This is a genomic window from Shinella sp., assembly GCF_052438155.1.
GTDB lineage: Bacteria > Pseudomonadota > Alphaproteobacteria > Rhizobiales > Rhizobiaceae > Shinella.
The window spans coordinates 866,435-880,419 of sequence record NZ_JBQVPI010000001.1; the positions used below are offsets into that span (position 1 = coordinate 866,435).

A 13,985-nucleotide genomic window follows, 5' to 3' on the forward strand; every position below is an offset into this window, starting at 1 on the left:
TCAAGCCGATGCAGCGATTATGACAGCATTTTCAGCCTTGCACATCCCCGACTTGCGGCATAGTCCTTCGCGAATTCTTATGGGAAAGGGCACGGCATGAGCGATCTTTGGCCAACCGAACTGCGCGTCTCGAAGGATCGCCAGCGCCTCGTCGTGACCTTCAACGACGGCGCGAGCTTCGACCTTTCTGCCGAAATGCTGCGTGTGATGTCGCCGTCGGCGGAAGTGCAGGGCCACGGGCCGGGACAGAAGCTGACCGTGCCGGGCAAGCGCAATGTCGCGATCATCTCCATGATACCGACGGGCAACTACGCCGTGCGCATAGGCTTCGATGATTTTCATGATACCGGCATCTTCACATGGTCCTATCTCCGGGAACTCGGGGAAAAGGGCGCTGACCTCTTCGCAGACTACGAGCGCGAGCTTGCGGAGAAGGGCATGAGCCGCGATATGTCAGAAAAGCCGCGATAAAAGATTGGCCTGCCTGCCGAGGTAGCGTCCACCCAGAACCGAACGGGAGATGTCCTTTGGCAGCAGAAGCGAATGCAAACGATCTGACGCAGGTTGTCGTGCTGCTGGCGGCGGGTGTCGCTGCAGTGCCGATTTTCAAGAAGATCGGGCTGGGTTCCGTACTCGGCTATCTCGCGGCCGGGCTTGCGATCGGCCCCTTCGGGCTCGGTTTCTTTGCCGATTCGCAAGCGATCATCCATGTTGCCGAGCTTGGCGTGGTGATGTTCCTGTTCATCATCGGCCTTGAAATGCAGCCGTCGCGGCTCTGGGGCATGCGCAAGGATATTTTCGGGCTCGGGGCGATCCAGGTCATGGGGGCCATGGCAGCGTTGACCGGCATTGGCCTTTCCTTCGGGTTTCCGCTCATCCCGTCCTTCGTTGCCGGCACCGGCTTCGTGCTGACCTCCACCGCCATCGTCATGCAGATGCTGCAGGAGAAGGGCACGATGTCCACGCTGAAGGGCCAGCGCATCGTGGCGATCCTGCTCTTCGAGGACCTTGCCATCGTGCCGCTGCTTGCCATCGTGGCGTTGCTCGGCACCGGCGCAGGGGCGACGGATGCGTCCGATCGCTGGCTTTCGATCGGCATCGCCATCGGGGCGATCGTGGCGCTGGTGCTGGCGGGGCGGTATCTGCTGAACCCGCTCTTCCGCATCCTTGCCGCCTCTGGCGCGCGCGAGGTGATGACGGCGGCGGCGCTGCTCGTCGTGCTCGGTTCGGCGCTCGCCATGCAGGTCTCGGGCCTGTCGATGGCCATGGGCGCCTTCCTCGCCGGCGTGCTGCTGTCCGAATCGTCCTTCCGCCACCAGCTGGAAGCGGATATCGAACCGTTTCGCGGCATCCTGCTCGGTTTGTTCTTCCTCGGCGTCGGCATGGCGATCGACCTGACGGTCATTGCCGCGAACTGGCAGCTCGTGGTGGCGAGCGTCATCGGCTACATGGTCGCCAAGACGCTGCTCATCTATGTCGTTGCCCGCCTGCTCGGCACCTGCCATGCGGAAAGCCTGGAGCGCGCCGTGCTGATGGCGCAGGGCGGCGAATTCGCGTTCGTGCTCTATGCGGCGGCGGTTGCCGCCGGCATTCTCAATGGCGAGGAAAACGCCATCCTGACGGCGACGATCATCATTTCGATGGTCCTGACGCCGCTGATGGTTATCCTGCACGATCGCATCGTGCCGAAGCACCAACCTTCGACGGAAGGATTGACGCTGCCGGAAAATGTCGAGGGCACGGTGCTGATGATCGGCTTCGGCCGTTTCGGCCAGATCGTCAGCCAGCCGCTGCTGGCACGGGGCTACACGCTGTCGCTGATCGACAAGGATGCGGAATTCGTGCGCGACGCTGCGGATTTCGGTTTCAAGGTCTATTACGGCGACGGCTCGCGCATCGACATCCTGCATGCCGCAGGTGCTGCGACCGCCAAGGCGATCCTCATCTGCCTCGACGACAAGGCGGCCGCGGTGAAGATCGCGGAGGTGGTCAAGGATGAGTTCCCGCTCGTTCCCCTGCTTGCCCGCGCCTATGACCGTGGCCATGCCATCGACCTCGTGCATGCCGGCGTCGATTTCCAGATTCGCGAAACCTTCGAATCGGCAATGGTGTTCAGCCGCGAAACGCTGAAAGCGTTGGGAGAGGACGAGGATCTTGCCGCCGAAGTGGTGGAGGAATTCCGCGATGTCGATCGCGAACGGCTGGAGCTCGAGACGATCGGCGGCATCTATGCCGGCCGCCAGCTGATTCGCGGCAATGCCCAACCGGCCGACTTGGTTGCCGCCCGCACGGCCCGGGAGCGGGCAGAGGCGGAAGAACGGCAACGTCTCACGCAGGAAGAGGCCAGCTGAGGGCACGCACTTCGCTGTAGCCACGTCGTTCGGCATGCGTCATTTCTAATAAGCCGACTTCCAGCTATGACATGGTCGTGTTCTTCTCGCGCCTATGTGCCGCGGTCGCAATGCTCTGGAATGATTCGACCGGCGGTTTGAACGCCGTTGGCTTAATGCGAAAGGAGCCGCGATGACGGCGACGAATGATGGACGCTTCGCCGAATCCGCTTGCCTGCGCGCCCGCGGCACGGCGAAGGAAGGCAAGGTGGCTTTTGCCGAACTCTTCTTCGACCTCGTCTTCGTGCTGACGATCATCCAGCTTTCGCATTCGCTGGCGGTGCACTACTCGCCGACCGGCCTTGTCGAGGCGGCAGTGCTGATGCTGGCGGTCTGGTGGGTCTGGATCTACACGACCTGGGCGACGAACTGGCTCGATCCCGACAAGGCGCCGGTGCGCATCCTGCTCTTCGTGCTGATGTTCTTCGGCCTGATGCTGTCGATCGCCATTCCGACGGCCTTCGGCGAGGGCGGTCTTCTTTTCGCGCTGACCTTCGTCGCCATGCAGGTCGGCCGCTCGGCCTTCACCGCCTATGTGATGCGGCGCGACTGGCCGGAAAACAGCCTCAACTTCACCCGCATCACCGCATGGACCCTGTTTTCCGCGGTGTTCTGGCTTGCCGGTGCTTTCGTCGAGCACGAGGCGCGGCTGGTGCTTTGGCTCATCGCGCTCGGCATCGATTATCTTTCGCCGGCGCTCGGTTTCGCCGTGCCGGGCCTCGGGCGTTCGACAGTCAGCGACTGGGAGGTCTCGGGCGAACACATGGCGGAACGCTGCGCGCTCTTCGTCATTATCTGCCTTGGCGAAACCATTCTGGTGACCGGGCGCACCGTCGCCAGCATGGAACTGCTCGACGGTTTTACGATCATCCTGCTCGCAGTGGCTTTTCTGTCGACCGCGACGATGTGGTGGATCTATTTCCGTTTCGGCCATGGCGAGGCAGCACATCTGATCGAACATTCGGCAACGCCCGGCCGTATCGCGCGCATGGCCTTCACCTATGCCCATATCCCCATCGTTGCCGGGATCGTTTTGTCGGCGGTGGCGGAGGAGTTCGCGCTGGCGCATCCGCATGGTCCTGTCGATTTCAAGACGGCGAGCGCCATCATCGGCGGGCCGGTGGTCTTTCTTGCCGGCAACATCTGGTTCAAAGCGGCGATCCGTGGGCGCTCGCCGCTGTCGCATCTCGTCGGCATTGCCGTGCTGCTCTGCCTCTCCATAGTTGTGCCCGTCGTCGAACCCTACCAGCTCTTCATGGCCGCCGCCGCCGTGCTCTTCGGCGTTGCGCTATGGGAGTTCCTGTCGCTGAAGTCGACGCGGGCGGACGATCTCGCCCAGGTCTAGAGGTCGTCCGGTTCGCTGTCCGTCTCCATCGTCTGAAGGATATGGATCAGGTCCTCCATGGCCTCGGCGACCTGGAGGCATCGATCGGCCGGCGTCTGGGAGAGGATACGGTCGATTATGCTGGTCTGGATGGTCATCGCATCCTCGGTGAGGTCGCGGCCGGTCTCAGTCAGGGAGAGGCGCAGCACGCGCTTGTCCTTTGCATCAGGTTTGCGTTCGATCAGCCCGCGCTTTTCCAGCTGCGGCAGCAGCATGCTCATGTTCGAGCGGCCGACGAGCAGCTTCCTGGCAAGCTCCTGCTGGGAAATGCCGTCAAATCGATAGAGGTTGATCAGGATGTCGAGATGCGGCGTCTTGATGTCGAGGTCCGCGATCGCCTTGGTCATCGTCTGCTGCATGAGCTGGCAGGCGCGCGCCACGCCGATCCAGCTGCGAAAGCGCGGATGATCCCAGGGAAAGGCTTGCTTTTTGTTCATCGTTGTACTTTATTGTTCAGCATTGAACATTTTTGATGGATTCCCACTATGGCATCCTTTGGCTTGAAGGTCATCCGGCTCGCGCTTTCGAGCGTCGCTGCCGTCTCTCCCGCAGCGGCCGGCCGCGCTGCTTTCCGCCTCTTCGCGACGACGCCCGGCCGTAGGCCGCGCACCGCAAAGGAGAGGGAGCTGTTCGCCCGCTCCGAAGGGTGGATGCGGCAGGCGCAGCGCGTCGAACTCACTTTTGCCGGCGGCACGGCCGTTGCTCATCGTTTCGCGGCTCGCCCTTGCGAGGCTTTTGCGGGGCGGGTCCTCGTCGTGCACGGCTGGGGCTCGCAGGCGGCCTATCTTTCCGCGTTGACGGAAGGCCTGGTTGCGGCGGGGCATGAGGTCGTGGCGCTCGATCTGCCGGGCCACGGCGCGTCTCGGGGGCGCACGCTGACACTGCCGATGGCGGTTCGGGCGATCGATGCCGCCTGGCAGCGATTCGGCGGTTTCGACTATTTCTGCGGCCATTCCTTCGGCGGCGCGTCGCTGGCCTGTGCCGCGAGCGGCCTTGTTCCTTCGGTGCCTGCGCACCGGCCGCGCCGGCTGGTGACGATCGGGTCGCCGAGCGAAATGCAATGGCTGTTCAAGGATCTTGGCCGCTACCTGAAACTCGGCGCGAAGGCCCAGGTTGCGTTGGAAGATCACGTCGAGCGCATAGCCGGCGCGCCGCTTTCGGCCTTCGATGCGGCAAACGGGGCAGGGCGTCTCAACACGCCGATGCTGGTCATCCATGCGGAGGACGACAAGGAGGTGCCGGCCATGCATGCACGGCGCTATGCCGCCGCCGGCTCGAATGTCACGCTGGAATGGGCGAACGGTTTTGGGCATCGCCGCATCGTTTCTGCCGAGCCCGTGATCGACCGCATTGTCGATTTCTTTTCGGAGGACGGGCGGCGCATCGCGGCCTGACGGGCTTTTCGTCATGAACCTGTCATGCGAGGGTGCGATGCGCCGCAAGGAGCAGAGCACAGGAGAAACGCATGACCATCGTCACCTCGGTCGACCAGTTGAACGCGCTTTACGGCGAACCGGGTGAAGCCTCGCTCGTCAAGGTGACGAATTTCCTGCTGCCAGAATACCGCGCGATGATCGAGGCCTCGCCCTTCATGGCGCTCGCCACCGTGGGACCGGAGGGGCTCGATTGCTCGCCGCGCGGCGATGCCGGTTCCATCATCCACATCGAGGACGAGCGCACGCTGATGCTGCCCGACTGGCGCGGCAACAATCGAATCGATTCCCTCTCCAACATCGTGCGCGATCCGCGTGTCGCCCTGATGTTCCTCATTCCCGGCTCCAACACCACCATGCGTCTCAACGGTCGCGCCGTGGTGCGCATCGACGAGGCTATCACCGAGCGCTTCGAGATGGACGGCCGGCATCCGCGCTCCGTCGTGGTGATTACGATCGAGGAAGTCTATTCGCAATGCGCCCGCGCGGTGCTTCGCGCCGACCTCTGGAACCCGGAGAAGTTTCGCGATACCTCCTGCCTGCCGACCGTCGGGCAGATGCTCGCTTTGGCCAAGAAGGGGTTTGACGGTGTTGCCTATGACCGGGAATGGCCGGGGCGTGCTGCCAAGAGCATGTGGTAGGTGGATCTGAATATTCCGCCGCCTCGGCCCGTCTTGTCATTGATTGTAAACGGCGAAAGCCGAGAGCGGAGTAAGGAATGCGGACAGGACTTTTTGCGGCGGCTGTTGCCTTAGGGCTTGCAATTTCGGGCGGCGTTGCCAGGGCGGACGAGCTGATCGAGAGCTATGGCGCCTATATCGGCCAGGACGACCTCTACAATTCCAGTAACGAGCGTCTGACGCAGCCCTGGCAGGTGATCCGGCAGGATCGCGCCAATGTCCACCGCTTCGGTGTGCGCCAGCCCGGCGATGACATCGACGGTTTCTTCGCTTCGGCACGCAACCGGGAGCTTGCCGAACGCATGCTTCGCAGTGGTCGCATCGAGGGCGCGGCCGCGCGCCGGCTGCTGGATGGCGACGTGCGCATCCACGTCGAAATCTGGCGCGGCGTGGGAGGCGACTATATCAGTATCTCAGTCGACTAACGGCTTGCTCGCAGCGATTGCCGCTTGCCTCCTGGCTGTCTCCGCCGCCGGTGCGGCGGAGCCTGATCCTGCCAGCCGTCTCAAGCTGCTGGTCGAGGCCTATCCGGAAAGCCTCGCCGGCATCGAAGGCAATAGGCTTGTCTTCAAGGACGGCGGTCCGCCGCTCGACATCGATGACGGCCGGACGAAGGACCACCAGACGGCGCTCGCCAACGGTGACGTCGAGGACAGTCTTCAGCAAATCTATCCGCTGGGCGCTTGCGAGGCCAAGCCGGAGGTCGATTTCGACCCCGGTCGCATCCGCAGCGATCCTTTGATGATGCGTCTCTACGGCCAATCAGCGAAGGCGGTTCAGGCCGACCTCGTTCCGGTCAAATGGTTTGGCGAAACGCTGCGCGTGACGAAACGGCAGGGGGCTGCCGTGGCGCTGGAGACAGTGCGCGATGAGCTTGCGGCAAAGCCGGAGCTGAAGCGTTACCTGACGCCCTCGGCCGGGACATTCAACTGGCGCAAGGTTTCCGGCGCGCAGAACATGTCGGTGCACAGTTTTGGCGCGGCTCTCGATCTCAACACGAAATTTGCGGATTATTGGGTCTGGTCCGGCGGCAAGCCGGGCAAGGTACCGAAATACGCCAACAAGTACCCGCTGGAGATCATCGCGATCTTCGAGAAACACGGCTTCGTCTGGGGTGGGCGCTGGTATCACTACGATACGATGCATTTCGAGTACCGGCCCGAACTGATCGCCATAGCAAAAGCGGCAGGCGCTTCCGCCTGCCGCTGATTGTGGGTTAGTCGCGAACGATCACCGTCGCGCCCTTCGTGACCTGGGTATAGAGGTGCTCCACGTCTTCGTTGGCCATGCGGATGCAGCCCGAGGATTGCGCCTTGCCGAGCGATGACGGCTGGTTGGTGCCGTGGATGCGGTAGATGGTCGAGCCGAGATAGATGGCGCGCGAGCCGAGCGGGTTGTCGAGGCCGCCCTTCATCGAGACCGGCAGGATCTTGCCCTTCTTGGCTTCGCGGGCGCGCATGTCTTCCGGCGGCGTCCATGTCGGCCACTCGGTCTTGCGCGTGACCTTTTCCGAACCCGTCCAGATGAAGCCGTCCCGGCCGACGCTGACGGCGTATTTCATGGCGATGCCGTCACCGAGCACGTGGTAGAGGCGGCGTTCGGAATTGTCGACGATGATCGTGCCCGGTGCGACCTTCTCATTGAAGGCAACGAGTTCGCGGGCGATCGGCGCGCGGGAAACGGCAGCGATCTTCTTTTCCGATGCGACCGGCTTGCCGCCAGAGAGCACCTGCAGCCAACCCGTCTTCTGTGCGGAAGACGAGAGCGAGGCGACCTCGATCGGATCGATGGCGTTGTCGGCGGCATAAGCGCTGCCTGCGGTGGAAAGAAGGCCTGCGAGGAGGGCGATGGCGAGCGTTTTCATTGTCCTGGTCCCTGTCTGGAGTGGCCGGTGCATTCATGCCCGGCTCGGTTTTCTCTGATGGGGACTTTCTAGGACATCGCCGTCTGGCGGGATGTTCCGGCGGGAACAGGCCCCCGCCGGGTGTCTGACGATCGTCAGAAGGGTTGAATCCAGACCAAGCTGCTCAACATCAGGGCGGCGATGACAGTCATTTCAAGAAATCCGGTTTGCATGGCACGTTCCTCCCGTGCGCCAGAAACGCACGACGGTCGCCACGGTTCCGCCGCAAACGAAAACGGCGCCCGAGGGCGCCGTTTTGGAAAAAGTGGGGCAGCCGCTTACTTGCGGTAGATCAGCCAGCTCTTGGCAAAATCCTTCTTCATGCCGTCTTCGAACGCCATGGTGCGGTTGCGCCCGCCGTTCTTCGCGCAATAGAGCGCAATGTCGGCCTTCGAATAGAGCTCGCCCGGACCTTCCGCCCAGGACGCCATGCAGAAGCCGAGCGAAATGGTGATCGGGCCGTAGTTGACGCCGGTCTTGGAGTTCTTGAACGGCGTGTGCTCGAGCGCGATGCGGATGCGCTCGGCGATCGCCATCGCCTCTTCCTCGGTGTTGCCCTCGACGATCATCGCGAACTCTTCGCCGCCGGTGCGGGCGACGAGAATATCCTTGCGCACATGGGCACGGATGAGGCTTCCGACGGAGGCGAGGATCTTATCGCCGACCGGATGGCCATAGGTGTCGTTGATCTTCTTGAAATGGTCGATGTCGGCAAGGATCAGCGCGGTGACATTGTGCGACATCGACGAATTGTAGATGGCGGAAAGCTTGTCGTCGAAGGCGCGGCGGTTGGAGAGCTGCGTCAGCGAATCCGTGTTGGCGATGCGCTTGTACTCGTCGAGTTCCTTGCGCACATTGTCCATCTCGATCGACTTCTGCGCGACGTTCTCCACCATCTCCTTGCCCTGGCTGATGGTGTCGCCTGTCGCCTGTGTCAGCACGCCGATGACGTTCTTGATAATGTCGACGCTGGCGGCGTTCTTGCCGGTGATGCGGCCGTAAGTTTCGTCGAGCAGCCTGTTATAGCTTTCGAGCGACGTCTGCTCCTGCTTGAGCAGGCGAAGCAGACCTTCCAGCTCGCCGACGATCTTCGAATGCACGCCGTCGATCGCGGTCGCGCCGTGATGATGGCCGAAATACTGCGTGCCGATCTCGTCAAGCTCCTCCTGCGAGGCCTTGCTGCCAAGCGCTGCAAGTTCGCGGGTCAGCTTGGGGTTCGAGCCGATATAGGCCTCGTAGAACAGCTCGTAGTTCCGCGGAATTGGAGAGATACCCATTATACGCATGGCATAGGTCACCTGCGCGGCGATATCCGGCACCTGGACCTTTTGCGCAACGGCCGTGTTCATTTCGGCTGCTCCTGATTTCATCCTGTTGGCTCTCGACCCGCAAAATAATGCTAAAATGCTTTGGGAATGATTAACGGTTGTACATTCCGTAGCGGCAGCCGAGAATCAAAAAGGCCGCAAATCCAACGATCTGCGGCCTTTCGGGCTGAATATTCGAAAACTCTACCTCAACCCGGCATAATCATTTTTTCCGGACGTACAACCGCGTCGAATTCTTCGTTGGTGACATAGCCACCGCCGACGGCCTCTTCGCGCAGGGTCGTGCCGTTCTTGTGCGCGGTCTTGGCGATCTTGGCGGCGTTGTCATAACCGATCTTGGGAGCGAGCGCCGTGACGAGCATCAGCGAACGGTCGAGCGCCGCCTTGATGTTGTCCTCGCGCGCCTCGATGCCGACAACGCAGTTGTCGGTGAACGAGACGGCGGCATCGGACAGGAGCTGGACGGACTGCAGGAAATTGTAGGCCATCAGCGGGTTGAAGACGTTGAGTTCGAAATGCCCCTGGCTGCCGGCAAAGGTGAGCGAGGCATGGTTGCCGAAGACCTGGGCGCAGACCTGGGTGAGGGCCTCGCACTGGGTCGGGTTGACCTTGCCCGGCATGATGGACGAGCCCGGCTCGTTTTCCGGCAGCGCCAATTCGCCGAGACCGGAGCGCGGGCCGGAACCCAGGAAACGGATGTCGTTGGCGATCTTGAAGAGCGCTGCTGCGGCGGCGTTGATGGCGCCATGCGAGAACACCATCGAGTCGTGGGCGGCAAGCGCCTCGAACTTGTTCGGTGCGGTCTTGAAGTCGATGCCGGTAATTTTTGCGATATGGTCGGCGACCTTTTCGGCAAAGCCGACCGGGGCGTTGAGGCCGGTGCCGACGGCGGTGCCGCCCTGGGCGAGTTCGCACAGGCCCGGCAGCGTCAGTTCGATGCGCTTGATCGCCGAGGCGACCTGTGCGGCATAACCCGAGAATTCCTGACCGAGGGTGAGGGGCGTCGCATCCTGGGTGTGCGTGCGGCCGATCTTGATGATGTGATCGAAGGCCTTCACCTTGGCCTCAAGTGCGGCATGCAGGTGCTTCAGCGCCGGCAGCAGGTCGTGCAAGATGCGCTCGGCGCAAGCAATATGCATGGCCGTCGGATAGGTGTCGTTCGACGACTGGCTCATGTTGACGTGGTCGTTCGGGTGCACCGGCTTCTTGGAGCCCATGACGCCGCCGAGCATTTCGATCGCCCGGTTGGAGATGACTTCATTGGCATTCATGTTCGACTGGGTGCCCGAACCCGTCTGCCAGACGACGAGCGGAAAGTGGTCGTTGAGCTTGCCGTCGATGACTTCCTGCGCGGCTTCGGTGATGGTCTTGGCCAGCGCCGGGTCGAGGCGGCCAAGTTCTGCATTGGCGAGGGCAGCAGCCTGCTTGACGATGCCAAGCGCACGCACGACTGAAAGCGGCTGCTTTTCCCAGCCGATCTTGAAATTGCCGAGCGAGCGCTGGGCCTGCGCGCCCCAATAGCGGCTATTGTCCACTTCGATGGGGCCGAATGTATCCGTTTCCGTGCGCGTCGATGTCATTGTGCTTCCCGCTTAAAGCCCATGCGCTACGTCCTGCCGCCGGCGATGCCGCCGCATGGGGCGCGGCAGGCCGGGCGAGCGCGGGCTATCCAGGGAGGCCCGCGCTGGCGCGAAATCGCGCAATTCTCTGGCCCATCTGCGACCGGGTTGCAAGGGGCGGAATGCCCGCAGGGACAAGACTTTCGGTTAAAATCGATTAGGCCGCGACGGGTGGCAGGGAGAGCTGGGAGGCGTCGTTTGCGCTGTGCTTTTTCCATCACAAGCTCGCATTCGTTTTTTTGCGCATTTTTATTGCCGGAGGTGCGTTTCCCAAGAAATTTGGGAAATTTCGACGCCAATTCAAATTTTTACGCAGGCTGATCCGTCTCGCTTGCCGGGTGTGGACTAACGGATTCGTGAGGTTCGGGAGGGCTGGCGGGAAGGGGCGTTTCCTTTTCATTCACCATCCTTTCCTATAACTTACCGGCCTGCTGGTTCGGGCGCCGCCAGAGACCGCGACGTGCGGTTCATTCGGGGAATGGAATACAGATGAAGCTTACAAAGACTGCCCTGCTGGCTGCCGCGCTGGCGCTTTCCTGTGCCACCGTCACGCTCAATGCCGCGCCCGCAAACGCCCTGACACTGATGGACATCATCCGTGGCGGCAAGAAGAAGGAGCCGAAGCACGAGGAGCTTCCCGGTGTGAGCACCGGCGTCGCGCTGCCTGGCGCCGAGGTGAAGCGGGAGGCAAAGCCACTGCCGCGTGTCACCGGGCCGCGCTACTACACCTACAAGGCCGACGCCCTGACGCGTGTCGCCGTCGACAGGCTGGCTGACCCGGTCGTTACCAGCTCTATTTCCACAGAGGTTCTGCCGGCAGGCGATGCTGGTATTCGCGCTGCCTTCTCCACGGTGAACGTGCGCACGACGCCGGATGCGGCCAAGGCGGTCGAGACCTTCTATGGTTCGCAGAAGAAATTCGTCTGGATCGATGGAGCCGGCATCAACGACAAGGCGAAAGCGGCCATCGCGGTGCTGGCCGATGCGGCGGCCGTCGGTCTCGCCCCCTGGGACTATGCGGTGAAAATTCCGTCGGACAGCTTCGACAGCGCCGACATGAACGCCCGCTACAGCGAACTTGCCACCTTCGAGATCGCCTTGTCGTCTGCCGTTGCGACCTACGTACAGGACGCCGTGCGCGGCCGCATCGATCCGAACCGCATTTCCGGCTACCACGATTTCAAGCGCAAGGATGTCAATCTCGTCGCGGCGTTGAAGAATGTGGCGATGAGCAGCAACGTCAAGGGCTTCCTGGAGAGCCGCTCGCCCGCAAGCGCCGATTTCCAGACGCTGAAGGCGGAGCTTGCCAAGCTCAGGGCGGAGACCGAAGGCGAGGACCGTGTTGTCGTCGCCGAAGGCACGCTTTTGAAGCCGGGCCAGAGCAATCCGGAACTCGCCAACATCGTCAAGGGCATTGTCAAGCACGGCTCGGATGCACTGAAGACCGATCATTCCGTGACGATCGCCACCTATTCCGGCACGCCGGACTACACGCCCGAACTGGTCGCCCTCGTCGAAGCCTTCCAGAAGGAAAACGGCCTGAAGCCGGACGGCGTCGTCGGCAAGGCCTCGATCCGCAAGATGACAGGCGGCGATTCCGTAGCCGACAAGGTCGGCAAGCTCGAAGTGGCACTGGAACAGGTGCGCTGGCTGCCGGTCGATCTTGGCGCCCGCCACGTCTTCATCAACCAGCCCGCCTTCCAGGTCTATTACTTCGAGGACGGTGCGGAAAAGTTCTCGATGCGCACGGTCGTCGGTTCCAAGGCGAACCAGACCTATTTCTTCCAGGATCAGGTGCAGACCGTTGAGGTCAATCCGTACTGGGGCGTACCGCAGTCGATCATCGTCAACGAGATGCTGCCGAAGCTCCGGAATGACCCGTCCTATCTCGACCGCATGGGTTACGAGGTCGCCGTGGGCGGCCGGGCCGTCCCGTCGTCCTCGGTCAACTGGTACGGTTCGACGGCAGGCGTTTCCGTGCGCCAGCCGCCGAGCGGCGATAACGCGCTGGGTGAGCTGAAGATCCTCTTCCCGAACAGCCACGCCATCTACATGCATGACACACCGTCGAAGAGCTTCTTCAAGAAGGACATGCGCGCCCTCAGCCACGGCTGCGTGCGCCTTGTCGAGCCGCGCAAGATGGCGGCCGCCGTTTTGGGCGTTAGCGAGGAAGAGGTGGGCAAGGAGATCGCGGCCGGCCGCAATAAGGCGCTCAGCGTCAAGGCCGATATCCCGATCTACGTCGCCTATTTCACCGCCTGGCCAAACAAGGACGGCAAGGTCGAGTTTTTCGACGACGTCTATGGCCGTGATGATTATGTGCGCAAGGCGTTTGCCGCCACGCAGAAGGCACGCGAGATAGAGGGCTGATCGCTCAGCCCCAGGTCAGCGGATCCAGTCTGAGATAGAAGGAGAGGCGCCCCCTGTCGGGCGCCTTTTCTTTTTAAGGTGGAGAAGAGGATGACGATGGTCTTTTCGGCGTCTGCCTTCGTCCACAGCCACTCCAAGGAATATCAGCGGGCGAGCAGGCGCTCGACAAGATCGGGCGTCAGTTCGTCGAAATGGGCGATGACAAGCGTCGGTTCAAGCTCGGCGACCGGCACATCGGAATACCCGAAGGGAACCCCGATGGACGGTACGCCAGCGTTGCGCGCGACGAGAATGTCGTTGAGGCTGTCGCCGATCATCACGGTTCGCAAGGGATCGGCTCCCGCGAGGCGAATCGTACCGAGCAGGTGTTCGGCATCCGGCTTGCGCACCGCGAACGTGTCGCCTCCGGTAATCGCTGCAAACCGTGCGGTGAGGCCGAGGCCGTCGACCAGGCGACGCGCGAGACCCTCCATCTTGTTGGTGCAGACTGCGAGCCGATGGCCGGCGTCGGAAAGGCGGTCCATTGCCTCGACGAGGCCGGGATAGGGCACGGAGACGCCTGGCATCGCATCGGCATAGTGCTCGACAAAGATGCCGAGCATGCGCTGCAGTTCTTCCTCGGAAATCTCGCGCCCGCGCAGCGAGAAGGCACGTTTGATCATCACCTGGCCGCCGTGGCCGACGAGATAGGTCAGGTCATCATAACCGACGGGATCAAGGCCTTCGAGACCGATCGCGTGGTTGAGGCTTGCGACGAGGTCGTGCGCCGTATCGATGAGCGTACCGTCGAGATCGAAGACAACGAGAGAAGCGGACATGGGGGAAACCTTGCGGGAGGTGGGGAGGGACGGTCTTTCCGGTATGCGATGGCGCGGGTA

13 protein-coding genes and 1 pseudogene are annotated in these 13,985 nt (G+C 62.2%); 8 read left to right on the forward strand and 6 right to left on the reverse strand.

Features of this window, described 5'->3' with window-relative positions:
* The first annotated feature begins 96 nt into the window (after nt 1–96).
* The 3 genes from ACT6VE_RS04080 to ACT6VE_RS04090 all read left to right on the forward strand — a co-directional run bounded on the left by ACT6VE_RS04080 (nt 97) and on the right by ACT6VE_RS04090 (nt 3,735).
* Nucleotides 97–471, forward strand: coding sequence for a gamma-butyrobetaine hydroxylase-like domain-containing protein (locus tag ACT6VE_RS04080; RefSeq protein WP_444797321.1), 375 nt, complete (start codon nt 97–99; stop codon nt 469–471).
* A gap of 56 nt (nt 472–527) precedes the next feature.
* A complete protein-coding gene (locus tag ACT6VE_RS04085; RefSeq protein ID WP_444797322.1) occupies nt 528–2,351 on the forward strand; it encodes a monovalent cation:proton antiporter-2 (CPA2) family protein in 1,824 nt (607 codons plus the stop codon).
* A gap of 172 nt (nt 2,352–2,523) precedes the next feature.
* Complete coding sequence (locus tag ACT6VE_RS04090; RefSeq protein WP_444797323.1) at nt 2,524–3,735, forward strand: low temperature requirement protein A; 1,212 nt, start codon at nt 2,524–2,526, stop codon at nt 3,733–3,735.
* Here the strand turns inward: ACT6VE_RS04090 and ACT6VE_RS04095 are convergent.
* Complete coding sequence (locus ACT6VE_RS04095; protein WP_444797324.1) at nt 3,732–4,211, reverse strand: MarR family winged helix-turn-helix transcriptional regulator; 480 nt, start codon at nt 4,209–4,211, stop codon at nt 3,732–3,734. The two genes, ACT6VE_RS04090 and ACT6VE_RS04095, sit on opposite strands and share 4 nt — an antisense overlap.
* A 48-nt stretch (nt 4,212–4,259) precedes the next feature.
* Here ACT6VE_RS04095 and ACT6VE_RS04100 point away from each other — a divergent pair, with 48 nt between their 5' ends.
* From ACT6VE_RS04100 to ACT6VE_RS04115, 4 genes are all read left to right on the forward strand, one after another.
* Nucleotides 4,260–5,168, forward strand: coding sequence for an alpha/beta hydrolase (locus ACT6VE_RS04100; RefSeq protein ID WP_444797325.1), 909 nt, complete (start codon nt 4,260–4,262; stop codon nt 5,166–5,168).
* Between the two features lie 71 nt (nt 5,169–5,239).
* On the forward strand, nt 5,240–5,848 hold the full coding sequence (locus tag ACT6VE_RS04105) for a pyridoxamine 5'-phosphate oxidase family protein (protein ID WP_444797326.1): 609 nt from the start codon (nt 5,240–5,242) through the stop codon (nt 5,846–5,848).
* 77 nt (nt 5,849–5,925) lie between these two features.
* Nucleotides 5,926–6,312 carry a hypothetical protein gene (locus ACT6VE_RS04110; RefSeq protein ID WP_444797327.1) on the forward strand — a complete coding sequence of 129 codons (387 nt, stop codon included), beginning with the start codon at nt 5,926–5,928 and terminating at the stop codon, nt 6,310–6,312.
* A 4-nt stretch (nt 6,313–6,316) separates the two neighbouring features.
* Entirely contained in the window at nt 6,317–7,096 is a 780-nt protein-coding gene (locus ACT6VE_RS04115; RefSeq protein WP_444797328.1) for a M15 family metallopeptidase, read from the forward strand.
* Between the two features lie 7 nt (nt 7,097–7,103).
* On the opposite strand, the gene ACT6VE_RS04120 is transcribed toward ACT6VE_RS04115, so the two are convergent.
* The 3 genes from ACT6VE_RS04120 to fumC form a co-directional block, all read right to left on the reverse strand.
* Entirely contained in the window at nt 7,104–7,751 is a 648-nt protein-coding gene (locus tag ACT6VE_RS04120) for a L,D-transpeptidase (protein ID WP_444797329.1), read from the reverse strand.
* A gap of 317 nt (nt 7,752–8,068) precedes the next feature.
* Nucleotides 8,069–9,139 carry a GGDEF domain-containing protein gene (locus tag ACT6VE_RS04125; protein ID WP_444797330.1) on the reverse strand — a complete coding sequence of 357 codons (1,071 nt, stop codon included), beginning with the start codon at nt 9,137–9,139 and terminating at the stop codon, nt 8,069–8,071.
* 167 nt (nt 9,140–9,306) lie between these two features.
* The gene (fumC, locus tag ACT6VE_RS04130) at nt 9,307–10,698 is read right to left on the reverse strand and encodes a class II fumarate hydratase (RefSeq protein WP_444797331.1); all 1,392 of its coding nucleotides are present in this window, start codon (nt 10,696–10,698) and stop codon (nt 9,307–9,309) included.
* Nucleotides 10,699–11,226: 528 nt separating this feature from the next.
* Here fumC and ACT6VE_RS04135 point away from each other — a divergent pair.
* Nucleotides 11,227–13,107, forward strand: a complete 1,881-nt coding sequence (locus ACT6VE_RS04135; protein WP_444797332.1) for a L,D-transpeptidase family protein — start codon at nt 11,227–11,229, stop codon at nt 13,105–13,107.
* 4 nt (nt 13,108–13,111) lie between these two features.
* Here the strand turns inward: ACT6VE_RS04135 and ACT6VE_RS04140 are convergent.
* Together ACT6VE_RS04140 and ACT6VE_RS04145 are read right to left on the reverse strand one after the other, a co-directional pair.
* A pseudogene (locus ACT6VE_RS04140) lies at nt 13,112–13,232 on the reverse strand (APH(3'') family aminoglycoside O-phosphotransferase); the annotation flags it as partial.
* A gap of 18 nt (nt 13,233–13,250) precedes the next feature.
* Nucleotides 13,251–13,925 (reverse strand): HAD family hydrolase, encoded by a 675-nt coding sequence (locus ACT6VE_RS04145; protein WP_444797333.1) that lies wholly within the window; start codon nt 13,923–13,925, stop codon nt 13,251–13,253.
* Nucleotides 13,926–13,985: the final 60 nt, after the last annotated feature.

Coding starts and splice junctions, on each gene's coding strand:
- ACT6VE_RS04080 (WP_444797321.1), top strand. CDS start 97: ATGAGCGATCTTTGGCCAACCGAACTGCGCGTCTCGAAGGATCGCCAG.
- ACT6VE_RS04090 (WP_444797323.1), top strand. CDS start 2,524: ATGACGGCGACGAATGATGGACGCTTCGCCGAATCCGCTTGCCTGCGC.
- ACT6VE_RS04095 (WP_444797324.1), bottom strand. CDS start 4,211: ATGAACAAAAAGCAAGCCTTTCCCTGGGATCATCCGCGCTTTCGCAGC.
- ACT6VE_RS04100 (WP_444797325.1), top strand. CDS start 4,260: ATGGCATCCTTTGGCTTGAAGGTCATCCGGCTCGCGCTTTCGAGCGTC.
- ACT6VE_RS04105 (WP_444797326.1), top strand. CDS start 5,240: ATGACCATCGTCACCTCGGTCGACCAGTTGAACGCGCTTTACGGCGAA.
- ACT6VE_RS04110 (WP_444797327.1), top strand. CDS start 5,926: ATGCGGACAGGACTTTTTGCGGCGGCTGTTGCCTTAGGGCTTGCAATT.
- ACT6VE_RS04120 (WP_444797329.1), bottom strand. CDS start 7,751: ATGAAAACGCTCGCCATCGCCCTCCTCGCAGGCCTTCTTTCCACCGCA.
- ACT6VE_RS04125 (WP_444797330.1), bottom strand. CDS start 9,139: ATGAACACGGCCGTTGCGCAAAAGGTCCAGGTGCCGGATATCGCCGCG.
- fumC (WP_444797331.1), bottom strand. CDS start 10,698: ATGACATCGACGCGCACGGAAACGGATACATTCGGCCCCATCGAAGTG.
- ACT6VE_RS04135 (WP_444797332.1), top strand. CDS start 11,227: ATGAAGCTTACAAAGACTGCCCTGCTGGCTGCCGCGCTGGCGCTTTCC.
- ACT6VE_RS04145 (WP_444797333.1), bottom strand. CDS start 13,925: ATGTCCGCTTCTCTCGTTGTCTTCGATCTCGACGGTACGCTCATCGAT.